The 23583-nt window shown below is 62.3% G+C and carries 19 protein-coding genes and 4 pseudogenes; 7 read left to right on the forward strand and 16 right to left on the reverse strand.

The window, feature by feature from the left end:
- From mreD to PD885_RS17100, 3 genes are all read right to left on the reverse strand, one after another.
- Window positions 1–486: a rod shape-determining protein MreD gene (mreD, locus tag PD885_RS17090; protein WP_088057011.1), complete on the reverse strand. Its 486-nt coding sequence runs from the start codon at window positions 484–486 to the stop codon at window positions 1–3.
- Window positions 483–1718 (reverse strand): rod shape-determining protein MreC, encoded by a 1236-nt coding sequence (gene mreC, locus PD885_RS17095; RefSeq protein ID WP_088057012.1) that lies wholly within the window; start codon window positions 1716–1718, stop codon window positions 483–485. Before mreC ends, mreD begins: the two co-directional genes overlap by 4 nt.
- 160 nt (window positions 1719–1878) lie before the next feature.
- The gene (locus PD885_RS17100; protein WP_002804722.1) at window positions 1879–2925 is read right to left on the reverse strand and encodes a rod shape-determining protein; all 1047 of its coding nucleotides are present in this window, start codon (window positions 2923–2925) and stop codon (window positions 1879–1881) included.
- A gap of 283 nt (window positions 2926–3208) precedes the next feature.
- Between PD885_RS17100 and PD885_RS17105 the strand changes: the two genes are divergently transcribed.
- Complete coding sequence (locus PD885_RS17105; RefSeq protein WP_088057013.1) at window positions 3209–4141, forward strand: carbohydrate kinase family protein; 933 nt, start codon at window positions 3209–3211, stop codon at window positions 4139–4141.
- Window positions 4142–4322: 181 nt separating this feature from the next.
- Here PD885_RS17105 and PD885_RS17110 read toward each other — a convergent pair whose 3' ends face one another.
- From PD885_RS17110 to ubiE, 5 genes are all read right to left on the reverse strand, one after another.
- Window positions 4323–4934, reverse strand: coding sequence for an HAD family hydrolase (locus PD885_RS17110; RefSeq protein ID WP_231892710.1), 612 nt, complete (start codon window positions 4932–4934; stop codon window positions 4323–4325).
- Window positions 4935–4948: 14 nt separating this feature from the next.
- On the reverse strand, window positions 4949–5668 hold the full coding sequence (locus PD885_RS17115) for a hypothetical protein (RefSeq protein WP_088057014.1): 720 nt from the start codon (window positions 5666–5668) through the stop codon (window positions 4949–4951).
- Between the two features lie 285 nt (window positions 5669–5953).
- Entirely contained in the window at window positions 5954–7888 is a 1935-nt protein-coding gene (locus PD885_RS17120) for a M1 family metallopeptidase (RefSeq protein WP_040762402.1), read from the reverse strand.
- A 74-nt stretch (window positions 7889–7962) separates the two neighbouring features.
- A complete protein-coding gene (locus tag PD885_RS17125; protein WP_002804716.1) occupies window positions 7963–8853 on the reverse strand; it encodes a GGDEF domain-containing protein in 891 nt (296 codons plus the stop codon).
- Between the two features lie 193 nt (window positions 8854–9046).
- Window positions 9047–9808 carry a bifunctional demethylmenaquinone methyltransferase/2-methoxy-6-polyprenyl-1,4-benzoquinol methylase UbiE gene (ubiE, locus tag PD885_RS17130; RefSeq protein ID WP_002804713.1) on the reverse strand — a complete coding sequence of 254 codons (762 nt, stop codon included), beginning with the start codon at window positions 9806–9808 and terminating at the stop codon, window positions 9047–9049.
- 87 nt (window positions 9809–9895) lie between these two features.
- Here ubiE and PD885_RS17135 point away from each other — a divergent pair.
- The 5 genes and pseudogenes from PD885_RS17135 (at window position 9896) to PD885_RS22210 (ending at window position 13876) form a co-directional block, all read left to right on the forward strand.
- Window positions 9896–11548 (forward strand): annotated as a pseudogene (locus PD885_RS17135) (MFS transporter).
- Window positions 11545–12624: pseudogene (locus tag PD885_RS17140) on the forward strand (HlyD family secretion protein). Before PD885_RS17135 ends, PD885_RS17140 begins: the two co-directional pseudogenes overlap by 4 nt.
- Window positions 12625–12674: 50 nt before the next feature.
- Window positions 12675–12953 (forward strand): annotated as a pseudogene (locus PD885_RS17145) (GNAT family protein).
- Entirely contained in the window at window positions 12950–13405 is a 456-nt protein-coding gene (locus PD885_RS17150; protein ID WP_002804709.1) for a nucleoside deaminase, read from the forward strand. Before PD885_RS17145 ends, PD885_RS17150 begins: the two are co-directional and overlap by 4 nt.
- 156 nt (window positions 13406–13561) lie before the next feature.
- A complete protein-coding gene (locus tag PD885_RS22210) occupies window positions 13562–13876 on the forward strand; it encodes a hypothetical protein (protein WP_002804708.1) in 315 nt (104 codons plus the stop codon).
- An 82-nt stretch (window positions 13877–13958) separates the two neighbouring features.
- Here PD885_RS22210 and hslU read toward each other — a convergent pair whose 3' ends face one another.
- The 8 genes and pseudogenes from hslU to PD885_RS17190 all read right to left on the reverse strand — a co-directional run bounded on the left by hslU (window position 13959) and on the right by PD885_RS17190 (window position 22226).
- Window positions 13959–15326 carry an ATP-dependent protease ATPase subunit HslU gene (hslU, locus tag PD885_RS17160; RefSeq protein WP_002804707.1) on the reverse strand — a complete coding sequence of 456 codons (1368 nt, stop codon included), beginning with the start codon at window positions 15324–15326 and terminating at the stop codon, window positions 13959–13961.
- A 111-nt stretch (window positions 15327–15437) separates the two neighbouring features.
- Window positions 15438–15989 carry an ATP-dependent protease subunit HslV gene (gene hslV / locus PD885_RS17165; protein WP_002804706.1) on the reverse strand — a complete coding sequence of 184 codons (552 nt, stop codon included), beginning with the start codon at window positions 15987–15989 and terminating at the stop codon, window positions 15438–15440.
- A 380-nt stretch (window positions 15990–16369) separates the two neighbouring features.
- The gene (gene xerC / locus PD885_RS17170; RefSeq protein WP_002804705.1) at window positions 16370–17287 is read right to left on the reverse strand and encodes a tyrosine recombinase XerC; all 918 of its coding nucleotides are present in this window, start codon (window positions 17285–17287) and stop codon (window positions 16370–16372) included.
- Window positions 17288–17343: 56 nt separating this feature from the next.
- Window positions 17344–18030 carry a DUF484 family protein gene (locus PD885_RS17175; protein WP_040762437.1) on the reverse strand — a complete coding sequence of 229 codons (687 nt, stop codon included), beginning with the start codon at window positions 18028–18030 and terminating at the stop codon, window positions 17344–17346.
- Complete coding sequence (gene dapF / locus PD885_RS17180) at window positions 18030–18881, reverse strand: diaminopimelate epimerase (protein ID WP_002804702.1); 852 nt, start codon at window positions 18879–18881, stop codon at window positions 18030–18032. The genes PD885_RS17175 and dapF overlap by 1 nt, the downstream gene beginning before the upstream one ends.
- Window positions 18871–19125 carry an LPS translocon maturation chaperone LptM gene (gene lptM, locus PD885_RS17185; RefSeq protein WP_002804699.1) on the reverse strand — a complete coding sequence of 85 codons (255 nt, stop codon included), beginning with the start codon at window positions 19123–19125 and terminating at the stop codon, window positions 18871–18873. Before lptM ends, dapF begins: the two co-directional genes overlap by 11 nt.
- Window positions 19126–19164: 39 nt before the next feature.
- Window positions 19165–19263: pseudogene (locus PD885_RS21030) on the reverse strand (YbaN family protein); the annotation flags it as partial.
- 848 nt (window positions 19264–20111) lie between these two features.
- Window positions 20112–22226, reverse strand: a complete 2115-nt coding sequence (locus tag PD885_RS17190; RefSeq protein ID WP_002804696.1) for a S9 family peptidase — start codon at window positions 22224–22226, stop codon at window positions 20112–20114.
- A 109-nt stretch (window positions 22227–22335) separates the two neighbouring features.
- On the opposite strand from PD885_RS17190, the gene PD885_RS17195 reads away from it, so the two are divergent.
- The gene (locus PD885_RS17195) at window positions 22336–23520 is read left to right on the forward strand and encodes a pyridoxal phosphate-dependent aminotransferase (RefSeq protein WP_002804694.1); all 1185 of its coding nucleotides are present in this window, start codon (window positions 22336–22338) and stop codon (window positions 23518–23520) included.
- Window positions 23521–23583 lie beyond the last annotated feature (63 nt).

Here is a 23583-nt window from a genome sequence, read left to right on the forward strand (position 1 = left end):
TTACGTCTTGCTCCGCTTGCCCAGCTGCACCGCGTCCAGCAAGACGAACAACGGCGGCCACAGCGCCATACTCAGCAGCGGCGCCCACCAGTAACTCCACGACAGGGTCGGCTCGCCGACGACCAGATGCACCGCCGAAGATACGATGCGGTCGTTGAGCAGCAGCCCGCCGATCGCCAACGCCTGTTGCGACACCGGGAAAAAGCGCATACGCGCGCGGAAGCGCTGCAGGATGAAGGTCATGATCACCAGCCGCAGCGCCTGCTCGCCGAGCAGCCCGCCGTACAGCAGATCGGCCAGCACGCCGGCCACGAAGGCCATGCCCAGCCCCACCCGATCCGGCTTCTCGATCACCCAATACGCCAGCACCAGGGCCAGCCAGTACGGACGCAGTGGCTGTACCACCATCGGCAACGGCAGCAGGCCCAGCACCAGCGCGATGAGGATGCTCGCCGGCAGGATCCAGGTGTTGCGCGTGCGGGTCATTGGTCCGTCTCCGGTGGGGACGGACGGGATTGGGAGTTGGGGATTTGGGATTCTGCAGGAGCGGTGCTTTGCGGCGGTGCAGTTGCTGCGCCCTGGTTGTTGCGGGGCCGGGAATCAGGAATCGGGAGTCGCGAATTGGCAGCAACAGCACCCTGCGACGATGCGGGTGCTGCGCCTTGTCCTGTCAATCTCGGTGCCGGTATCGACACAGCGCTGTTGCCGGTAACCATTACCGATTTCCCATTCCCGATTCCCGACAGCTTGGCAGGAGCAGCTCCCTGCGTCGGAACGGGGGCCACAGCTTGTCCGGTCGGCGTCGAAGACGGCATCGGTGCAGCGCCGTTACCGTTGCCCATTCCCGCCCCCGCATTCCCGATTCCCGGCACCACGCGCAGCGGTTTGCCGGCGCGCAGCAACAGGACATCGCGGCCGCGATCGAGCTTGGCGGCGGGGGTGAGTTCGCCGACCAAGAAGGCGTGGGTGTCGTCGGGATGCAGTTTGGAGACCTTGCCGACCGGGAAGCCGGCCGGGAAGCGGCCGCCCAGGCCGGAGGTGACGATGTCATCGCCTACCTGCACGCCGGCGCTCAACGGAATGTCGCGCAGTTCGAGCCGGTCGCCGCGGCCGTAGACGATCAAGCGCACGCCGTTGCGCGCCACGCTGACCGGCACGGCGTGGTCGGGGTCGGTCAGCAGCAGCACGGTGGAATGCAGCGGCGTCACTTCAATCACCTGGCCCATCAGGCCACCAGCATCGATCACAGCCTGGCCCAGCATTACGCCATCGCGGCTGCCGGCATTCAGCAGCAGACGTTGCCTGGTGGGATCCAGATCGATATCCAGAATCGGCGCCAGCTGCACGTCCAGGCCTCGGCGCTCGGCCACGTTGAGCAGTTCGCGCAGCTGCGCGTTGTCCAGCGCAGCGGTCTGCAGCCGGGTCAGCCGCGCATTGGCCACCAGCAATTGATTGCGCAGACTTCGGGTTTCTTCGACCAATTGCGCGTGTGTGGCGGCGTTGTCGCGCACCTGCGAACCGATCCGCCCCGGCAGCCCGACCACCGCCCAGATCGGCTGGATCAGCAGATTGGCCTGCATGCGCACCTGGCTCAACCAACCGCCGCGGCTATCCAGCGCGATCAACACGATCGCCAACACCAGATAGACCAGCAGCCGTAGCGTGGAGGTGACTTCGCCCGGACGGGAGGCGACAGGAGGACCGGCGTAGGAGGGCACTTTCAGGGCCGGGACGGGGGAGTGGGAATTGGGGAGTCGGAAAGCGGTTGGCTGCTCTCGGTAGGGCTAGGACTTGCACAAGCGGAACTGCACCGCAACCGGTCAGGGCCGGAGGCAGGGAACCGCCTTGCGAATCCCGCATGCCGATTCCCTAAGCGCCTCACTCTGGCGCGAAGAACTCATTGCCATGCATGTCCACCAGCTCCAGCGCACGTCCACCGCCGCGGGCGACGCAGGTGAGCGGGTCGTCGGCCACCTGCACGTGCAGGCCGGTTTCTTCGGAGATCAGGCGGTCCAGATCACGCAGTAGTGCGCCACCGCCGGTAAGCACGATGCCGCGCTCGGCGACGTCGGCGCACAATTCCGGCGGGGTCTGCTCCAGGGCCAGCTTGACCGCGGAAATGATCCCCGACAGCGGCTCGTGCAGCGCTTCGAGCACTTCGTTGGAGTTGATCTTGATCATCTTCGGCACGCCCTCGGCAAGGTTACGGCCCGAAATTTCCATCTCCTTTACCTCGTCCTGAGGATAGGCGCAACCGATCTGCAACTTGATGCGCTCAGCGGTGGCTTCGCCGATCAACATACCGTGGTTACGACGCACGTAATTGGTGATCGACTCATCGAAACGGTCGCCGCCCACGCGCACCGACTGCGAGTACACGATGCCATTGAGCGAAATGACTGCCACTTCGGTGGTACCGCCGCCGATGTCGATGACCATCGAGCCGCGCGCTTCGGTTACCGGCATTCCGGCACCGATCGCCGCAGCCATCGGTTCTTCGATCAGATACACGTCGCGCGCACCGGCCTCTTCCGCAGACTCCTTGATGGCGCGGCGCTCGACCTGGGTGGAACCGGCCGGCACGCACACCAGTACGCGCGGGCTTGGGCGCAGGAAGCGCGACTTGTGTACCTTCTTGATGAAGTGCTTAAGCATCGCTTCGGTATAGGTGAAGTCGGCGATGACGCCGTCCTTCATCGGGCGGATCGTGGTGATGTGTCCGGGGGTGCGGCCGAGCATCTGCTTGGCCTCCGCACCAACTGCCGCCACCGATCGCGTGCCGCCGATCGCGCGGTCCTGGCGCACCGCAACCACCGATGGCTCGTTCAGCACGATGCCCTGCCCGCGAACGTAGATCAGCGTATTGGCAGTGCCCAAGTCGATGGACAGGTCGTTGGAAAACATGCCGCGGAGTTTCTTGAACATCGAGGGAGCCGTTCCTGAAAGAGTCGCTCGCCCTGTCGCCAATGCAGAAACAACTGGTCGAATAGTGGGCACAAAACGAAGTCCGCTAGCCTAGCAATCCCCCCCGATACGGGCAAGGAAAAATCGGTTATCCCGGCACCGTTTTTACGTGCTGGTCACGCCGGGCATCACACGCGGTTGTGGCCCTGATCGTTCGCAGCCGTTACCCTTTGGCCGCGGCGTTGGCCGTCCCGCCGCCATGCTGGCAACTGGCGGGTATTTCCTTACGCAAGGGCCTGACTCGATGTCCGCACTGATCTGTGGTTCCCTCGCCTACGACACCATCATGGTGTTCCCCGACCAGTTCAAGAATCACATCCTGCCGGACAAGGTGCACATTTTGAATGTGTCGTTCCTGGTACCGCGCATGCGCCGCGAATTTGGCGGCTGCGCCGGCAACATCGCCTATAACCTGCATTTGCTCGGCGGCGCGCCGATCCCGATGGGCACAGTGGGCCAGGATTTCGGCCCATATCGCGAGCACTTCGAGACACTGGGCATCGACCTGTCGCGAGTGAAGATCATCGATGACCTGTTCACCCCACAGGCCTTCATCACCACCGATCACGACAACAACCAGATTACCGCGTTCCATCCAGGCGCGATGATGCGCAGTTACGAAAACCACGTGAAAGATGTGCCGGGCGTGACCCTGGGCCTGATCCGCCCGGACGGGCGCGAAGGCATGATCCAGAACGCGGAAGAGTTCGCTGCTGGCGGGATCCCCTTCATCTTCGATCCCGGCCAGGCGATGCCGTTGTTCAATGGCCCGGAGCTGCGCGAATTCATCGAGCAGGCCGACTACGTGGTGGTCAACGACTACGAGTCCAACCTGTTGCAGGAACGCACCGGCTGGAACGAAAAGGACATCGTCGCGCGCGTGCAGGCCTACATCACCACGCAAGGGCCAAAGGGCGCGCTGCTGCATACGCCGGAGAAGACCTACGACATCCCGCCGGCGCACGAGCGCCGCGTGGTCGACCCCACCGGCTGCGGCGACGCTTTTCGCGCCGGCCTGATCTACGGCATCCAGGGCGGCTACGACTGGCTGACGATCGGGCGCATGGGCAATCTGATGGGCGCCTTGAAGGTGGAGCATCCTGGCACCCAGAATCAACGGTTTGATTTCACCGAGTTCAACGACCAGTTCAAGCAGCAGTTTGGGTATGCGCTTTGAGCACAGCACCAAGAGGCACAGCCGCAGAGACAACGCTGTAATGCGCGTCGCTGCGAGTTTAGAGGCGGGTTGAGACGGCACGGTCCAAGTTCAATTCGCCTCTGCTTAACGTCGATTGTCAGCCTTCCCCCTGTGTTTGATCCCAGGTTTTGAACGCGCTCATCAATGCCGGGGCTGACGCCTAGCCTTTCCACTGCACAAGCAACTGCATGCAATCGTGCAGGCGCCAATCGGCAAAACCAGGCCAGGGGTCGCCTGGGGTGTTGACCAGCACTGTGCAGGCGCCGACGGCGCGGCCGCAGGAAAGGTCGTTGTAGTGGTTGCCGACCATCACCAATGCCGCGCCATCCACCGACCAACGTCGTTCGAAATATTGCAGGCCGTCAGGTGCAGGTTTGGGTGCAGCTTCGTCGCGACCGACGATATTGTCCCAGGCGAACGCATCGTCCAGGCCAATCGCCTGTAACGTGACCTTCGCCAGTTCGCGTGCGTTGCGGGTGAGCATGCCAAGCCGACATCCGGCCGCTTGCAGTGCACGCACCAGCTCCAGCGCGCCTGGCGCAGCACGTGCTGCCTGCGCAAGTGCACGCTCGTGGTCGAGTAACCACGCGTATTTGGGTGCGGCTTGGTCGGCTGGCAGCGATGCCAGGTGATGCAGGATGTCGGCGTCGGGCGGGATCTCCAACGCGTAGCGGATCAATGCAAAGTCGTGCACGGATTCGGTCAGCGTGCCGTCCATGTCGAAGACCCAGTGGCGGTAGTCGGACAACGCCGGACGTAGTGAACTGGCCATTGCGCCATCCATGCCTACTTCCAGCCTGGCATGTACGTGGCATCCAAGCCGCCCACTTCGAACTCTGCCGTGCGCGTGCCGCCTGCTTTCACCGGGAAAGCGATGCTGATGCGCTTGGCGTTACGCACCAACTTCCACAGTGCCTTGTCGTCGTCGATAAACATGGCGATCGCTTCGTCGGTATCTGGGCGATGTGCGGCCATCGCGCGTGGCGCGCCACCATCGGCCGAAACCTGCACCTTGCAGCCGCCATAGCAATTGAAATCGCCAGCCTTGAGCACGAGATAGCTATGGCGCTTCCACTGCGGGTGATCGCGGAATACCAGGCTCATCGGCTTCGGGCCGCTGCCATCCACATCCACACGCTGCTTGGCATCGATCATCGCCGAGCGTTGGGAGCCGCCCTTGGCAGGCACCTGCGAGTACTGCCACAACGCCTGCATGCGACGCAGTTCACGCGCTTGCTCACCCTTGGCCTTGATAGCGGCGTAGCCTGGCTCGACACGCGCGGCCGCAGCGGTGCCTGCGTAGCCCTCCAGCAGTGCGGCACCATGCGCACGTGCCATGTCCCATTGCTCGGCCTTGACTGCTTCGTCGTATTGCTTGGCGAGCGCATCGGCTTGGAGTTCTTTGGTCTGCGCCTGGGCGGTTACCTGCGCCTGAAGTTGCGCGTCGCGATCGGTGCAGGCAGTCAGGGCAACGACGCATAAGGCCGTGCTCAGCAGATACTTCATCGTCGACTCCGGAAGGCATGGAAAACAGGGGCAACGATAACAGCCTGACATTGCAGGCCGCCTGCATGACTGCAGGCGTTCGGAGTGCGGTGCGACGGAGCGTGCGCGAGGATGTCGCTGACGGGGCGTGTCGCGCACAGGGCGCGACCTGAGCCAAGCCCGCGGCGGATACGCGCAATGACGCGGCGCATATCGCAATGCAGCCGTCAAACAAAAAGGGAGCACGCGGCGCCCTTTTTGTTTGAACTCATAGTTTGAATTTACTGCTCAACTTTCCGCAGCAGTTCATTGCTGTGCCGGTGCAGGTGCCGGTGCCTTGGCCTTCGCCAACATTCTGGCCACCGATGCGGTGGTGATCGGGTGGTAGCTGGGCTTGGCCTTTTCGAACGCCTGTTCGGCAAAGGCGATGCCGTCCGGCGTCTTCAACAGTTCGGCATAGATCGGCAGCACCAACTTGCGGCGGCCGACGCGTTCGATGAACTGGCCTGCTGCCGCGCGCGCGGCGGTATAGCCACTACGAATCGCCAGCGGATACCAACGCATCGCGATTTCGCCATTCGGCGTGCCGGTGAAGTGATACGCGTCATCCAGCTGCTTGAGCTGTTCCGGCTTCAAGGTCGCCCCCATACCGTTGATGAACTGCACCCATTCCTGCGTACCCCATGCGCTGGTGACCTGCTTGCTGGGCAGCGTGCCGCTGCCGCTCCAAGCGATGCGGGCGGTGTCAGCGATCGAGAAGTTGCGCGAACGTGCCTTGCTGGCGAATGCCGGGATGCCCGGCTGCGTCAACCATGCATCCACTTCGGCCATTCTCACCATATTGGGATGCTTGGCCAGCAGGTTCTTCTGCAGATAATCGACGAACTGGTCGGTAGTCGCGCTCTGGAAGGCATGATCGTCGAACCAGCCGCGCAGGAACGGGTCGAACACCTCGCGCCCGACGCGCTGCTCCAGGAACTGCAGAAACCAAGCACCCTTGACGTAGGCGACGTGATTCAAGGCTTCTTCGGGGTCGCGCTCGGCCAGTGACTGCAGTGCTAATACCTGGTCGGCCGGCGGCATGTCCTTCACCTCGGCCAGCAAATCGCCCTGGTCGATCTCCCGCTCCATCTCGGCCATCTCCACGCCGTACAGCGCCTCGGTGATGCGGCTCTGCACGTAGGTGGTGAAGCCTTCGTTAAGCCAGATGTCCTTCCAGCTGGCATTGGTCACCAGGTTGCCGGACCAGCTATGCGCCAATTCGTGCGCGACCAATGAAACCAGCGACTTGTCGCCGACGATCACGGTCGGCGTGGCGAAGGTCAGCCGCGGATTTTCCATGCCGCCGAACGGGAACGACGGTGGCAACACCAGCATATCGTAGCGGCCCCAGCGATACGGGCCGTAGAGTTTTTCGGCGGCACCGATCATCTTCTCGGTGTCTTCAAATTCCTTGGCGGCCTTTGCGGCCATGGCCGGCTCGGCCCACACGCCCGAGCGCGCGGAGATCGGCTTGAACACCACATCGCCTGCTGCAATCGCCAGCAGATACGAGGGAATCGGCTCGGGCATCTTGAAGCTGTAATCGCCATCGCGCGCGGCCTTGGGGTCGTTGTCGGCGCTCATCAGCACCATCACATCCGGGCGCGAGGTCACATGCGCGCTATAGGTGAAACGCACGCCAGGGGTGTCCTGCAGCGGCACCCAGCTGCGCGCGTGAATGGCCTGCGACTGGCTGAACATGAAAGGCAGCTGCCTGCCTTCGGTCATCGATGGCTCCAGCCACTGCAGGCCCGAGGCGGTCGGTGCGGCGTGATAGGTGATCACCACCTTGGTCGGCTGGTTGGGCGCCTCGATGGTGAGCTTGCTGCCGAAGGTCTTGTGGGCCGGCGCCAATGCGAACTGCAGCGGCGACAGTGCGCCCTTGCCGTCATCGGCCTGCACCTGCGCAATGCTCAGCTCGCGCGTGTCCAGCACCAGTTGCTTGGCGGCCTTGTCCTTCCACTCCAGCGTGTAAGTCGCGGTGCCGCCGATCTGCTTGGCGTCGAAATCCAACTTCAGATCCAGCGCCAGATCCTTGATGACAACCAACCGCGGCTGCGCGTACGAACTCTCGTCTTGATTGCGGGCGTCTGCATTCACGGGAGCGGTGGCGGTGGACGCCGGCGGCGGGGACTCGTTGGAACAGCTGGCCAGCGCGATGGACATGGCCAGAGACAGCGACAGGAACGACAAGCGCATCGACGGCACCACAGAGGAGGAATTGAGCACTTTAGCGCCCTGCGCCACTGCCTGCCCGTGCCATCGCTGGTTGCTCAGGCTACCGGATGACTGCGCGGCGTATCATGTCCATCGCGCACCAGACGCCGGCCGCCGGAGAACTTGGCGCGATACATCGCCGCATCGGCGCGCCGATACAGCTCGGTCGCATCCAGACCCTGCTCGCAGACCGCGCTGCCGGCGCTCACATGCAACGGCGCTTCATCGGCATCTTCGCGTTCGAGTGTTGACAGCCATTGGTTGAACTTGAGCGTAGCTTCGTCTTCGCTGGCATGGATGCCGATCAAGAATTCGTCCCCGCCCCAGCGTCCGATCCAGTCCTGTGCGCCCAGCCAGCCGTACGCCGATTCCACCAGCCGCACCAGCACACGATCGCCGGCCAGATGCCCGAAGCGGTCGTTGATCGGTTTGAGGTTGTCCATGTCAAGCACGAACAACACGAACGGCCAGCCTTCGCGTTGCGAGGCGGTCATCGATTCGCGCATCGCCTGTTCGCAGCCGCGACGGTTCAAGGCTTCGGTCAGCGGGTCGAACAAAGCATGCTTTTTAAGATCGCGCATGCTCGCATCGATGCCGCGCAAACTGCGATTGATTCTACGCAGCAGACGCCCTAGCTCATCGTCACCATGCTCGGGTAAGGTAGGCAAGCGTTGATCGGCGTAATACGTGTCCAGCGCATCGGCGGCGATGCGCAGCGGCGCCAACAAGCGATATAGCGCTGAAAGCGTCAACGCAGTGCCGACCAAGGTGGCCAGCAACGCAACGATCACCACCAACCACAGCGGGCGCTCGCCCAACTCGCTTTGCAATGCCACCCACGCGATCAACAACAACAGCGGCAGATGGATGCCGGCAAAGGTCACCACCAGTAGCTTAGCGCTGAAGGAGCGAGGAAACACGCGCAAGAGCCCAGCGTACAAGCGCATCCAACTCTCCGGCAAAAGGGCGCCTAGTGTCGCCGACAGTGCGTGGAGCCAAGGCGACAGAAGTCTCAGAAATTCGTTGGTGCGCGCCTGTGCGCATACAGCAACGGCACTGCAAGCGAACACATGCGCAATATGCGCACGAAGTTCGGCGCGCGTTAAACGTACCGAACTCGATCGGGGGCCGCGTATCGGGTCAAATCTTGTAGCCGGAGTGGATCGCCACGATGCCGCCGGTCAGATTCTTGTAATGGCAACGCGCAAATCCGGCATCGCCCATCATGCCCTTGAGCGATTCCTGCGGCGGATGCTTGCGGATGCTTTCGGCCAGGTATTGATAGCTGTCGGCATCGCGCGCGAAAAGCTGGCCCAGCTTCGGCAGGATCTTGAACGAGTGGAAGTCGTAGATCGGCTTGAACCAGTCGGCGGTGACTTCGGAAAATTCCAGCACGCGCGCCTGCCCGCCCACCTTCAACACGCGATACATCTCGCGCAGCGCGGCGTCTTTGTCGGTGACATTGCGCAGGCCGAAGGAAATGGTCACCAGATCGAAGCTCTGATCCGGGAACGGCAGCGACTCGGCGTTGCATTGCACATAATCGAACCCGGACACCAGCCCGCGGTTGGTCAGGCGGTCGCGGCCCACCGACAACATGCCGGCGTTGATATCGCCCAGCACCACCGCGCCCTCGTTGCCCACGCGCGCTCTGAGCAGCACGGCGATGTCGCCGGTGCCGCCGGCCAGGTCCAGCACGCGGTCGCCCGGCTTCACCTGTGCGGTCGCGACGAAATAGCGTTTCCACGCGCGGTGCACGCCCAGACTCATCAGATCGTTCATCAGGTCATAGTTGCGCGCGACCGAGGTGAACACTTCGCCGACCAGCTTCTGCTTGTCCTTGGCAGCGACATCGCGAAAGCCGAAATGGGTGGTACCGGAGGTATAGGGAGATTCGCTCATGGCCGGATTATCGCACTGCTGACGCCACCATGACCGCAACGGGATCACAATCGTTGTCTCAACTGAGACCAGCCCTGCGAGCATTCAGTGCGCGACAAGTACGTCCAGCGCGACTGGCAGGCCACGAGAAGCCAACCCTGCCCGGGTCGGCTTCCACGCCGCTGCACCCCACCCGGCGGCGCATCCAGTATGGGCTGGTGGGCGGGGTGGTGGCGCTGACCGGCGGGCTGAGCAACGCGCTGGTCACCGCCAACCTGACTTATCTGAAAGGCACGCTCGGCGCCTATGCCACCGAAATGGCCTGGCTGCCGGCCGCCTACGTGATGACCAACATGTCGGCCAATCTGCTGCTGGTGAAGTTTCGCCAGTAGTTCGGGCTGCGCCTCTTTACCGAGATCTTTCTGGCGCTGTATGCGGCCATTGCCTTTGCGCATCTGTTCGTGCACAGCCTGAGTTCGGCCATTACGGTGCGTGCCGCGCATGGGCTGGTCGGGGCGGCGCTCGGTTCGCTGGGGCTGTATTACGTGATTCAGGCGTTTCCGACCAGGTACCGGCTCAAGGCGGTGGTCACCGGGCTAGGCCTGACTCAGCTGGCGCTGCCGTTGGCGCGGGTGTTCTCCACCGATTTGCTGGAATTCGGCGAGTGGCAAGGCCTGTATCTGTTCGAGTGTGGCTTGGCAGTGTTCGCGCTGGCCTGCGTGCTGGCGCTCAAGCTGCCGCCGAGTGATCGCTATCGCGTGTTCGAGCCGCTGGATTTTTTCACCTTCAGCCTGTTTGCGGCCGGTTCGGCCGGCTTGGCCGCAGTGCTCTCACTCGGGCGATTGCTGTGGTGGACCAGCGCACCGTGGCTGGGCGTGGTGCTGGCGGCCTCCATCGTGCTGCTGTGCGCAGCGACGTGGATCGAACACAACCGCCGCAACCTGATGATCAACACGCGTTGGCTGGCAAGTGCGGACCTGTTGCGGTTGGGCCTGGCGATCCTGCTGATCCGGCTGGTGCTGTCGGAGCAAAGCACCGGCGCGATTGGCTTCTTCCAGACCTTGGGGCTGGCCAACACGCAACTGCAGACCTTGTTTGCGCTGATGCTGTTGGGCGCGGTGGTCGGCGTGGCCGCCAGTGCCTGGCTGATTAATCCGGCGCGGGTTGCCGAGCATCTGATCATCGCGGTGGCCGCCATCTGCATCGGCTGCTTGATGGACGCCAGTGCCACCAGCCTCACGCGTCCGGAGCAGATGTATGTCAGCCAGTTCCTGCTGGCGTTCGGCAGTACGTTTTTCATCGGCCCGGCGATGGTTGCCGGCATCGGCCGGGTGATTGCGCAGCCGGGCAATCTGATCAGTTTCATCGTGCTGTTCGGCATGGCGCAGAACATGGGCGGCCTGCTCGGCAGCGCCCTGCTCGGTATCGTGCAGGTGGTGCGCGAGAAATACCATTCCAGCCAGTTAGTCGAGCATCTGGTGTTGACCGACCCGCAAGTGGCCGCGCGCGTGCAGGCCTACGCAAGCCTGTATGGCCGCAGCATCGACGACCCCGCACAGCGCCAGGCCCAAGGCATGCGTGCATTGAGCAGCGTGGCCACGCGCGAAGCAAATGTGCTTGCCTACAACGATGTCTTTCTGCTGATCGGCTGCATTTCCATTGCCACCGGGCTATGGATCCTGTCCGTGCTGGTGTGGCAACGCTATCTGCGCCCACCCCTGTCGGTTGCTCCCTCCTCCTGCTTCCACTGCGCGCCCATGAATACACCTGCCGACACCACAGCCATCGCCGAGCAACAACGCCGCCGCATCGGTGGCGTGATCGGCTTCGGCGGGCTTGCCCTGCTCGGCGTGGCACTAGTGTTGTATGCGTGGCGGCTGCCACCGTTCGTTAGTGCCATCGAGCACACCGAGAACGCGATGGTAAACGGCCAGATCACGGTGATCGCACCGCAGGTCAGCGGCTATGTCACGCAGGTGCCGGTGCAGGATTTTGCGCACGTGAAGCCCGGCCAGTTGCTGGCCAAGATCGACGACCGCATCTATGCCCAGCAACTCGAACAGGCCAAGGCGCAAGTACAGACTGCGCAAGCCAATCTCGCCAACTGGGAGCAGCAACGGCACAGCGCCGATGCGACGATTGCCGAACAGCGCGCAGCGCTGAGCAGCAACCAGGCGCAACGCGACCGCACCCGTTCGGCGTATGCGCGCACCCAGCAACTGGCCAGCCAGCAGCTGGTCTCGGAGCAGGATCGCGACACCGCATTCGCTGCGCATGCGCAGGCCGATGCCAGCGTCGCGCAAGCGCGTGCCGCGGTGCAGGCCGCCGAAGAAAACGCACGTAGCGTCACCGTCAATCGCGCCGCGCTGCAAGCGGCCGTCGCCAACGCGCAGGCCGCCGTGCGGCTAGCCCAGATCAACCTCGACAACACGCGCATTTTTGCCCCGCGCGATGGGCAGCTCGGTCAACTCGGCGTGCGTCAGGGCGCCTATGTCACCAACGGCACGCAGCTGATGTCGCTGGTGCCGGACACGCTGTGGATCGTCGCCAACTTCAAGGAAACACAGATGCCCAGGATCCGTGTCGGGCAGCGCGCCAGCTTCAGCGTGGATGCGCTGGACAACGCACGCCTGCATGGCCGTGTGCAGTAGATTTCCCCGGCGGCCGGCTCGGAATTCAGCGTGTTACCGGCCGACAACGCCACCGGCAATTTCGTCAAGATCGCTCAGCGCATTCCGCTGCGCATTAGCGTCGATCCCGACCAACCGCTGGCGCCACGCCTGCGCCCAGGCATGTCGGTGGTGGTGGCGATCGACACTAATAGCGCGGTCGACTGAGCCGACGCAGTCGCTATCATGCGGCGATGTCTTCTTCGCCCTCACCATAACTGCGCTGGCAGTATCTGCGCGTCGACGAACCAAGCACCACGCAACTGTATGCGCTGCTGCGGCTGCGCTCGGATGTGTTCGTGGTGGAACAGCAGTGCGCATCTCCGGAGCTGGACGGGTTGGCCTCATAGCGCCCTACAACTCGGCGCGCAAGCGCATCTACAAGCGTTCTATGCTGCACACGGTTTACGCCGTCTTCCGCAGCGTATCTGGCAGACGGCATCCCCCACATCGACATGCTGCGTCGTGCCGACGCCACCACCCAGGAGCTTGCATGATCACCACTCCCGACTACCGCGCCCTGCTCGACACCGCCATTGCCGAAGCCCGCCTGGGTCTGGCCGAAGGCGGCATCCCGATTGGTGCGGCGCTTTATCACAACGATGGCCGCTTGCTCGGTTGCGGTCACAACCGCCGCGTGCAGGAAAACGACCCGTCCGTACATGGCGAGACCGACGCCTTCCGCAAGGCCGGCCGTCAGCGCCGCTATAAGGACACCATCATGGTCACCACGCTGGCACCGTGCTGGTACTGCAGCGGGCTGGTGCGCCAGTTCAATATCGGCACGGTGGTGGTCGGCGAATCGGTTACGTTCCAGGGGGGCATCGCCTGGTTGCGCGAGCATGGCGTCAACGTGATCGACCTGCAGAGCCAGGAATGCATCGAGTTGCTCGATGGCTATATTTCAGCCAATCCGGATGTGTGGAACGAAGATATCGGCGAGGACTGAGCAACCGGTGCAAGGCGGCCTGGCGACCGGTGTTTGCCTATGGCGACAAGACCAAGCATGGCCGCTGTTTTTTTGCAGGTCAGCCGGTCCCTGTTGCCACACGCTGTCACGGTCATTCGAGCAACCATCAACACCAGCGGTCATGGAAGTAAAAATGTGGGGGACCATGCTGCGGCGCGGCCGGTGGTGGTTGATACGGCAGCTGTTGCAGAGCGATTGGGCCAAGCCGCCTCGGACGATGCAGTGACCTCGCACATGCAGTTATTCGACATCGTGGCGCACTCGGATGCGCCGCCTGCGAGCGCAGCACTGGCATTGCCCGTGACCTCCATGCACGCAAGCAACTCGGGCAGACATCCGACCAACACGCAGTGGCCGGCACTCATCGCTCCCTTCGCTCACGCCTACGCACAATCAGGCGCCATACAAATCCAGCGCTACAGCGCCAATCTGCGACAGGACCTACGCTGATCACAATGCCCGGTGATACACGAAAGACCCATCATCTGGCGGGTCTTTGCCTATCCGATACACACGCTGCCGTGCAGCAACATCAGAGGATGTAACGGCTCAGGTCCGGATCCTGCACCAGTTCGCCAAGCTGCGCGTCCACATAGGCCGCATCCACGGTGACACTTTGCCCATCGCGATCCGGCGCCTCATAGCTCAGTACATCGAGCAAACGCTCCAGCACCGTGTGCAGGCGACGCGCACCGATGTTCTCTTGCCGCTCGTTGACCTGCGCGGCGATCTCGGCCAACCGCTCCACCGCATCCGCGCCAAAGGTCAGCGTCACGCCTTCGGTCTGCAACAAGGCTTCGTACTGCTTGATCAACGCCGCCTTTGGCTCGGTGAGAATGCGTACGAAATCGGCCTTGGTCAGCGCAGTCAATTCAACACGGATCGGGAAGCGGCCCTGCAATTCGGGAATCAGATCGCTGGGTTTGGCCAAGTGAAATGCGCCTGATGCTATGAACAAGATGTGGTCGGTTTTGACCGTACCGTATTTGGTCGACACGTTGGAGCCTTCCACCAACGGCAACAGATCGCGCTGCACGCCTTCGCGGCTGACATCGCCGCCGTTAGAGCCAGCTTCGCCACGCTTGGCAACTTTGTCGATCTCGTCGATGAACACGATGCCATGCTGCTCGCAGGCTTCGATCGCCGCCGCACGCACGTCGTCTTCGTTGACCAGCTTGCCGGCCTCTTCTTCGATCAGCAGCGGACGCGCAGCCTTGATGGTCAGCTTGCGCTTCTGCGATTTTCCGCTCCCCAGGCTGGAAAACATCTGACGCAATTGCTGGCCCATTTCTTCCATGCCCGGCGGGGTCATAATGTCCATGCCTGCGTTGACCGCGACGTCCAGTTCGATCTCGCGCTCGTCCAGCTCGCCATTGCGCAGCATGCGGCGAAACTTGATGCGGGTTTCGTTTTCTTGCGACGACGGCTCGTTGCGCGCCGCTTCCGGGTCGAAACCAATCCCGGCCGCACGCCGCGGCAGCAACGCATTCAGGATGCGGTCTTCGGCGCGCTCTTCGGCCTGATTGCGCACGCGCACCTTGGCCTGCTCGCGATACAACTTGACCGAGGTGTCGGCCAGATCGCGGATGATCTGCTCCACGTCCTTGCCGACATAGCCCACTTCGGTAAAGCGCGTGGCTTCGACTTTGACGAACGGCGCGTTGGCCAGCGTTGCCAGACGTCGCGCGATCTCGGTCTTGCCGACGCCGGTGGGACCGATCATCAGGATGTTCTTGGGCATCACTTCGTTGCGCAGGTCTTCGGGCAACTGCATCCGGCGCCAGCGATTACGCAGCGCAATGGCGACCGCACGCTTGGCATCGTGCTGGCCAACGATATGACGGTCGAGCTCCTGCACGATTTCGCGCGGAGTCATGGTGGCGGTATCGATGTTGGGCATTGGGGATTCGAGATTGTTAAAAGCGGAGTAGGAAGGATCCAGGTGTCCGGGCGGCGATCAGAAATCAGGATTGCATTGGCAAATCCCCAATCCCGACTGCCGAATCCCGATTCACAGCTCCTCAACCACCACATTGCGATTGGTATAAATACAAATATCGCCGGCGATGTTGATCGCTTCAGTTGCGATGGTCTTGGCATCGAGTTCGGTGTGCGCCAGCAGCGCGCGTGCGGCGGACAAGGCGTACGAGCCACCCGAACCGATCGCGATGATGCCGTCTTCCGGCTCGATCACATCGCCGGTCCCGCCGATGATCAGCGAGGTCTCTTTGTCGGCAACGGCAAGCAATGCTTCAAGCTTGCCCAGGCGGCGCTCGGTGCGCCAATCCTTGGCCAGCTCCACCGCTGCTCGGGTCAACTGACCGTGTTTGTCGAGCTTGGCTTCGAACAACTCGAACAGCGTGAACGCGTCGGCGGCAGCGCCTGCAAAACCGGCCAACACCTGGCCCTCGCGACCGAGCCTGCGCACCTTGCGCGCATTGCCCTTCATGACGGTGTGGCCGAGGGTGACTTGGCCATCGCCGGCAACGGCGACACGCCCACCATGCCGAACCGAAATGATGGTGGTGGCGTGAACGATATTGGGATTCTGGCTGGGGTCCATGAGTCCTCCGAGGGTTTCCAATGAGGTGGGGACGCCCCTGCCGGGTTCAAGCGCGCTGCGGCGATGCGACGCAGCCGGCCGGCTCACGCATGCCTGAAACACATCCCGCGACATCAGGTTTGCGCTCTTGGCGATGACGAGATGCCTTGATCACCGCCGACGCAGGTTGATGCAGCGCGCTCAGGCGCAAGACAGCAGGCGCTGATGCTCGCAGCCGGCAACGTTGGCAACGAATCAGTGCAGGCCGGCGGTTTTGAGCAGGTTGACATCACGCGTCATTTGCTTAAAGCCCCTGTCTCCTCGCAAGAGCGCTTCAAGAGCACTGATCCGCGCCTAGCAATATCTGCGCAAGATGGTTGCCCGCCCGTCACACCCACCACTCACTCAGCAGCTTTCTTACGCTTCGCACGCGGATGCGCGGCGTCGTACACCTTGGCCAGATGCTGGAAATCCAGATGCGTATAAATCTGCGTGGTGGCGATATCCGAGTGACCTAGCAGTTCCTGCACGCCACGCAGATCGCCAGACGATTCGAGCAGATGACTGGCAAAACTATGTCGCAGCATGTGCGGATGCACGTCCTTGAACATACCTTGACGCACTGCAAGTTGCTTGATGCGGATCTGCACCGCACGTTGCGAAATCGCGCCGCCGGCACGACCGGGAAACACGTGCGTTTCGGCACGTCCGCCACTGTCGCGTTGCCACTCACGCAAGGCGGTGAGCGCATGCGAGCCAACCGGTACCAGGCGCTGTTTTTCGCCCTTGCCCAGCACCATGACCAGGCCACTGTCCATATCCAGATCGCGCCAACGCAGCGCGCACAGCTCGCTCAGGCGCAAGCCGGACGAATAAAATAATTCCAACAAAGCGCGATCACGCAAGCCCAGCAGCGCATCGGTCGGCACTTCCACCAGGCGCACGGCCTCGTCCGCGTCCAGCACCTGCGGCAATTTGCGCGGCGCTTTGGGCGCACGCATCGCCGCTGCCGGGCTGGCCGCAATGTGGCCGTGCTTGAGCAACCAGGCGTAATAACTGCGGCATGCCGACAGCCGACGCTGCAGACTCTTGGGCGACAAGCCGCGGCGATGCTCGGCGGCGACGAACTGCCGCAATTGCTCACTATTGAGCTGCGCACTGTCCAGTTGTGCGACATCCCACTGCGCGCCATCTCCACTCTTCTGGTCAGCCACCCAACCCGCCAAGGCAGCAAGATCGCGTCGATAGGCGTCCAGCGTATGCGCCGACACCTGGCGTTCGACCTGCAAATAGGACAGAAAGTTTTCGACCGACGACACGTTAGAGCCCCTGACAACGCGCCATCAGCGCAGCCACCCACTGCTGACCACACGCATCAACCCGCCCCGCAGCCGGCATCGAAGCGCTGCAATGCCACGTTCAGCGATTCGCCTATCATGCGCAGGAACAGCGTGCCCATACCGGGATAGAACCGGTTGGCATCGCTGCTGCCGACCGCAATCAGGCCGACGCCGGACAGCGGCAACAATGCAGTGGATTGCACCTGTGTTGCTTGCTCGGCGTACAGCAGTGCGTGTTTTTCAGCTTGCAACCGGCCGCAGATCGGTTCGCCACCGCTTAGGCAGTCGCGAAACGGCGCGAGGCGCGCGTCATCGGCGGCGATGATCTGCAGCCACTCTGCCTCCAGGCCGGCGACCGGCGTCAGCAACACCAGGCGCACCAGTTCGCCGTTGAAATCTTCCGCCAGCGAGGCCGCCATCGCCTTAAACGTGTCGGCCGCGCTGGTCTGGCGCATCAGCGCCAGGGTGAGCTGATGCGTGCGCACCGCCAGTCGCTCGTTGTCTTGCGCATTGCTGCCTAACTCATGCAAACGCCGCGACAGCTCGCGATTCTTGTCGCGCAACACTTCGAGTTGATAGGTTGCCAACGAAGCAGTGGGGCCGTCGTCGCGCGGCACCAGCAAGCTGACCGCCAGATCCGGGAACTGCTTGAGGAAGGTCGGGTGGCGTCGCAGCCACGTGGCGACCTCGTGCGCGCCGAATTTGTCCGTGTTCTCGCTCATCAGTTCCATTCTCCATCGAAAACGAACACGGCCGGGCCGGACATCACCACCTCATGCTCATCCCCAGGCCAGCCGATAAGCAGCTCGCCGCCCGGCAACGACACCCGCACGTCGCGCTCGACGCGGCCGCGCTGCATCAGCACCACGGCGGCCGCACACGCACCGCTGCCGCAGGCCAGCGTCTCGCCGACACCACGCTCGAACACGCGCAGGCGAACATGCGTCGGGTCCACCACCTGGACGAAGCCAACATTGACCGAATTGGGGAACGCCGCATTCTGCTGCAGCAGCGTGCCCACGCGCTCTACCGGCGCCGCATCCACGCGACCGACTTCGACCACCGCGTGCGGGTTGCCCATCGATACCGCGCCAAAGCGCAACGTCTCGCCGTGCACCGGCAGCGCGTATTCCTCGCGCGCATGTGCAAACCCTGCCAGCGGAATCTGCGGGGGCGCGAATTGCGGCACACCCATCGCAACCGAATAGATGCCCTCATCCAGACGCTCCACTGCGTGCGCAGTGAACGGGCTTTCGATGATGAACCGATCGCCTTGTGCGGTGCCGTCACGCACCAACCATGCCGCGACACAGCGCGCGCCGTTGCCGCATTGGCGCGCGGCCGAGCCGTCGGAATTCCAGATGCCGTAGGCCGCTACTGCCCCGCTGCTACGCGGGGCTTCGATGGTCAGGATCTGATCGCAGCCCACCCCAAAGTGGCGATCGGCCAAGTGCGCGACCAGCGCCGCATCCGGCGGCGGCGTGCCGTGACGCAAGTCCAGCACCACGAAATCGTTGCCGGCGCCATGCATTTTGGTGAAGCGCAGACGCCCGCTGCTAGCCTCAGCGCTCATTGCCGCTGCTAGCGGGATGGTTGGTGGTGGGCGCGGATTTGGTGTCGTTGTCGACCGGCGCAGCCGCTGGTGTGGACTCATCCAGCGATTGCGGCGCACCCGGCGGCGGCGGTGCGGGCTGGGCCTCCACCGGAACCGGCTTCTGCGGCATCACCAGCGGGCCCTTGTTGCCGCAGGCGACAAGCAGGACAAAGGTCGCACCAACCAGTGCGAGGCGAACAGACTGTCGGGACATGATAATCATGGGCCGAAGTATAGCCAGAACACCCTGACTGCCGTGCGCTCAGTGCTGCGCAGGCAGCGCACGTGGTGGCGGCTCAGGGCGCAGCCATAGCCAGATCGCCACCACGGCCATACTGCCGATCGACAGGCACTTGAACCACTTCATGAACTGCGGTGTCTTCAAAAGCAGGGGGCTGCTCTATTGTCTCAGCCGCATCAGCGCGCCAAAGCTGAGGATCATGAACATGACTGTTGAGGGGCAGGTTGTCGTACGCCAGCGCAGAGGATGAAAACGGCATCGATGTGCCGTTCCGAGCCGGATGCGCGCCCGATCCCTGCGCCAAACTCACAGCAGATGCATCGGTACGACGGCGCTTAGTCGGTCGAGCAGCCAGTTCACTGAGGACGCCAGAGGGCAACGACGTTCCGGACGCAACGGCGCCTCGGCTCCCTGCCCGGCCAGCGGTCTGTTCTGGCATGCTTTGGTGAGCGCTTTACGCATGCGTCCGCCGATTGCTTCTCTTTGGCCTCAGCATTTTTTTCGCTCCGCTCCATGATGGAAAAGACGGCTCGTTTCTGGATCTCGTCAAGCTGATGCAGCTCAGGGATATCTGCTGAACTCCGCCAGCTCTCGCGCATTGAAGCAAGTGATGACCTTGCTTCCAGCCTGGTCGAAGCGCTGTTGATCCAGCCCTCAAACATCGAGCATCGTGACCGATCCATCGCAAACCCGGTGCGCAGATGGCGAAGGAGTAGCGGGTTTGCCGCACATCAACGTGAGCGTCTAAAGGACGTGCGCTGGCTCCGTTTGTCGCGTGACGGCTTGGGCCTTGATGTCATCGGTTTCACCACGATGCGCAATGCAGAGCATCAGAACCTCCAGACGCGATCAAAAGCATCGCATCTTGACGTCTGTTTTGGTGGGGCAGATTCAAGCTGACCGATAAAATCCAAGGTCACATACTATTGCGATTCCCAAATCCCCATCCTCCAATCCCAGCTCAAGAACTACCTCGCACCCAACTGATCCAACACAAACGCATATGACTCGGCCAATTCGCGATAGCGACGGAAACGGCCGGATTTGCCGCCGTGGCCGGCTTCCATGTTGATGCGCAAGACAATCGGCTGCGTGCCGGTATTGTCGTCACGCAGTTTGGCGACCCACTTGGCCGGCTCCCAGTACTGCACCTGCGAATCCCATAAACCAGTACCGACGAACAGGGCCGGATAGGCCTGCTTGCGTACGTTGTCGTACGGGGAATACGACAGCATGTAGTCGTAGTAATCTCTCTTTTCAGGGTTGCCCCACTCATCGTATTCGTTGGTGGTAAGCGGAATGCTGGCGTCGAGCATTGTGGTGACCACATCAACGAACGGCACCTGCGCCAGCATCACGCGGTAATCCTGTGGGGCCATATTGGCCACCGCCCCCATCAACAGACCGCCAGCGCTGCCGCCGGATGCGGCGACGCGATCCTTGGCGGCGTAGCCCTGAGCTACCAAGCCACGGGTGGCATCGATAAAGTCGTTGAAGGTGTTCTTCTTGTGCAGCATATTGCCGTCGTCGTACCACTGCCGGCCCATTTCCTGGCCGCCGCGGATATGTGCGATGGCGTACACCACGCCACGGTCCAGCAGGCTGATCGCCGGCAGATTGAAGGCCGGGTCCGTCGATGCACCATAACTGCCGTATGCGTACTGGAACAACGCTGCAGTGCCGTCCTTTTTGAAGCCTTTCTTATAGACCAGCGACACCGGCACCTCGACGCCATCGCGCGCAGTGATCCACACGCGCTCAGTCACGTAATTGCCGGCATCGTAACCAATCACCGGTTGCTGCTTGAGCAGCTTGCGCTCGCCGGTCTGTGTGTTGAGCTCGTACATGGTTGCCGGCGTGGTCAACGAGGTGTAGCTATAACGCAGCCACGCGGTGTGAGGCTCGGAGTTGACCGCCAGGCCCATCGAATATGCGGGTTCATCTGCCTTGACATATCCATGACTGCCATCGCGCTTGAGCAGGCGCACACGTTCCAGACCGCCGGAGCGCTCTTCGATTGCAGTAAACCCATCGAATAGCTCGAAATTTTCGATATAGACGTTGTCGTCGTGCGCTACCCAGTCGGTCCACTGCTTGCGCGTGGTCGCATTGGTGGGCGCGGTCACCAGCTTGAAGTTCTTGGCGCCATCGGCATTGGTGCGGATCACCCAACGGCCGTCGAAGTGCTCTGGGTGATATTCGACATCGCGTTGACGCTTGGCCAGCATCGTGAAACGTTCGGGCTTATCGGCCGGCGCGTAGCGCGATTCGGAAGAGACCGTGCTTTCCACACCGATGACGATGTACTTATCGTCGCGAGTGCGGCCGATGCCGATGTAGAAGCTGTCGTCCTTTTCCTCGTACACGAGCACATCGTCTTTGGACGGGGTGCCGAGCACATGCTTTTTCACGCGCACGGTAAGCAATGTTTTCGGGTCGTTCTCGACGTAGAACAGCGTCTTGTTGTCGTCGGCCCAGACCACGTTCGGCGACACGCCTTCGACGGTGTCCGGGTAGATTTCGCCAGTCTCCAGATTCTTGAAACGAATCGTGTATTGCCGGCGCCCGACGGCGTCATCGGCCCAGGCGAGGATGCGATTGTCCTGACTGACTTCGGCATCGCCGACGCTGAAATAGCCCTTGCTCTGCGCCATCTGGTTGACGTCGAGCAGAATTTCTTCCGGCGCCTCCATGCTGTCCTTGCGCCGCGCCTGGATCGGATAGTCCTTGCCGGTTTCAAAACGCATGTAGTACCAATAGCCACGTTCGCAATACGGTACGCTGGCATCGTCCTGCTTGATGCGCCCGACGATCTCGGTATACAGCGTTTCTTCAAGCGGCTTGAGCGGCGCCATCAGCGCGTCTGTGTAGGCATTTTCGGCATTGAGGTAGGCCAGCATTGCCTTGTCCTCGCGCTTGTCGTCGCGCAGCCAGTAGTAATCGTCGTTACGGGTTGCGCCGAACGGGGCCTTGACCACATGCGGATACTTGGCCACATCCGGCGGCGACGGGAGGGCTGCGAGGGCGGAAGAAACAGATGTGGTCATCAGGGTGGCGATCAGAAGAGTGAGAACATGCTTCATCAGATTGGGTTCCGTTGGATGAACGCAATGCCATCCCAGCGCCCGAGTGTGGAATAGCTTATCGCGGGGCGTCATGTGTCCTAGGTCATGCTGGTCTATGATCGAATCGATGGACTTCCCACTTCCGCACGCCTCCGGCTACAGCCGCCGCAGCCAGGACATCGCCCCGTTCCATGTGATGTCGCTGCTGGCCCGCGCCAACGCGCTCGAACAGGCCGGCCACGACGTGATTCACCTGGAAATTGGCGAACCAGATTTCACTACCGCCGCGCCGATCGTCGCCGCCGGACAGGCCGCATTGGCAGCCGGCCACACCCGCTACACCGCCTCACGCGGTCTTCCCGCGTTACGCGGTGCCATCGCCGGCTTCTATGCGCAGCGCTATGGCTGCGACATCGATCCGGAACGGATCCTGGTCACGCCAGGTGGGTCCGGTGCGCTGTTGCTGGCCAGCAGTTTATTGGTCGACCCGGACAAACATTGGCTGCTCGCCGACCCCGGCTATCCATGCAACCGACACTTCCTGCGCCTGGTCGAAGGCGCCGCGCAACTGGTAGCGGTCGACGCAGACACCGACTACCAGTTGACCCCGGCGCTGGTGGACGCGTGTTGGAATGCTGCTAGCGTCGGCGCGCTGGTCGCCTCGCCGGCAAACCCCACCGGCAGCGTGCTTTCGCGCGATCAATTGGGCGCGTTGTCGCAGGCATTGCAAGCGCGCGGTGGCCACTTTGTGGTGGACGAGATCTACCACGGCCTGACCTACGGCCTGGATGCGCATAGCGCACTGGAAGTGGACGACAGCGCTTTCGTGTTGAACAGTTTTTCCAAATACTTCGGCATGACCGGCTGGCGCCTGGGCTGGCTGATCGCCCCGCCCAACGCAGTGCCAGAGTTGGAAAAGCTTGCGCAGAATCTCTACATCAGCGCCTCCACGATCGCCCAGCACGCTGCATTAGCATGTTTTACGCCACAAAGCATCGCCATCTTCGAAGCGCGCCGCGCCGAGTTCCAGCAACGCCGTGATTACCTGTTGCCGGCCTTGCGCGCATTAGGCTTCAAAATCGCCGTCGAACCGCAGGGCGCGTTCTATCTCTACGCCGACATCAGCGCATTTTCCGATGATGCCCAGGCCTTCTGCGCGCACTTCCTGGAAACCGAACATGTCGCCTTCACCCCCGGCATCGACTTCGGCCACCACCGCGCCAACCAACACGTCCGCATCGCGTATACGCAACGTCTGCCGCGTCTTGAACAAGCAGTGGAGCGCATTGCGCGTGGGTTGAAACGTTTGTGATTGCCTGCTGAGCGACGTGCGTTGTTCGCATCTGAAGTTGAGCTTCGACTGCCCAGCGCTTAA

The sequence above is a fragment of the Xanthomonas fragariae genome (assembly GCF_900183975.1).
GTDB classification, from domain to species: Bacteria; Pseudomonadota; Gammaproteobacteria; order Xanthomonadales; family Xanthomonadaceae; genus Xanthomonas; species Xanthomonas fragariae.

Coding starts and splice junctions, on each gene's coding strand:
- dapF (WP_002804702.1), bottom strand. CDS start 18,881: ATGAGCGCTGAGGCTAGCAGCGGGCGTCTGCGCTTCACCAAAATGCAT.
- lptM (WP_002804699.1), bottom strand. CDS start 19,125: ATGATTATCATGTCCCGACAGTCTGTTCGCCTCGCACTGGTTGGTGCG.
- PD885_RS17150 (WP_002804709.1), top strand. CDS start 12,950: ATGATCACCACTCCCGACTACCGCGCCCTGCTCGACACCGCCATTGCC.
- PD885_RS17120 (WP_040762402.1), bottom strand. CDS start 7,888: ATGCGCTTGTCGTTCCTGTCGCTGTCTCTGGCCATGTCCATCGCGCTG.
- PD885_RS17125 (WP_002804716.1), bottom strand. CDS start 8,853: ATGCGCTTGTACGCTGGGCTCTTGCGCGTGTTTCCTCGCTCCTTCAGC.
- PD885_RS17115 (WP_088057014.1), bottom strand. CDS start 5,668: ATGAAGTATCTGCTGAGCACGGCCTTATGCGTCGTTGCCCTGACTGCC.
- hslU (WP_002804707.1), bottom strand. CDS start 15,326: ATGCCCAACATCGATACCGCCACCATGACTCCGCGCGAAATCGTGCAG.
- PD885_RS17105 (WP_088057013.1), top strand. CDS start 3,209: ATGTCCGCACTGATCTGTGGTTCCCTCGCCTACGACACCATCATGGTG.
- PD885_RS17195 (WP_002804694.1), top strand. CDS start 22,336: ATGGACTTCCCACTTCCGCACGCCTCCGGCTACAGCCGCCGCAGCCAG.
- PD885_RS17100 (WP_002804722.1), bottom strand. CDS start 2,925: ATGTTCAAGAAACTCCGCGGCATGTTTTCCAACGACCTGTCCATCGAC.
- PD885_RS17175 (WP_040762437.1), bottom strand. CDS start 18,030: ATGAGCGAGAACACGGACAAATTCGGCGCGCACGAGGTCGCCACGTGG.
- mreD (WP_088057011.1), bottom strand. CDS start 486: ATGACCCGCACGCGCAACACCTGGATCCTGCCGGCGAGCATCCTCATC.
- ubiE (WP_002804713.1), bottom strand. CDS start 9,808: ATGAGCGAATCTCCCTATACCTCCGGTACCACCCATTTCGGCTTTCGC.
- PD885_RS17110 (WP_231892710.1), bottom strand. CDS start 4,934: ATGGCCAGTTCACTACGTCCGGCGTTGTCCGACTACCGCCACTGGGTC.
- PD885_RS17190 (WP_002804696.1), bottom strand. CDS start 22,226: ATGAAGCATGTTCTCACTCTTCTGATCGCCACCCTGATGACCACATCT.
- hslV (WP_002804706.1), bottom strand. CDS start 15,989: ATGGACCCCAGCCAGAATCCCAATATCGTTCACGCCACCACCATCATT.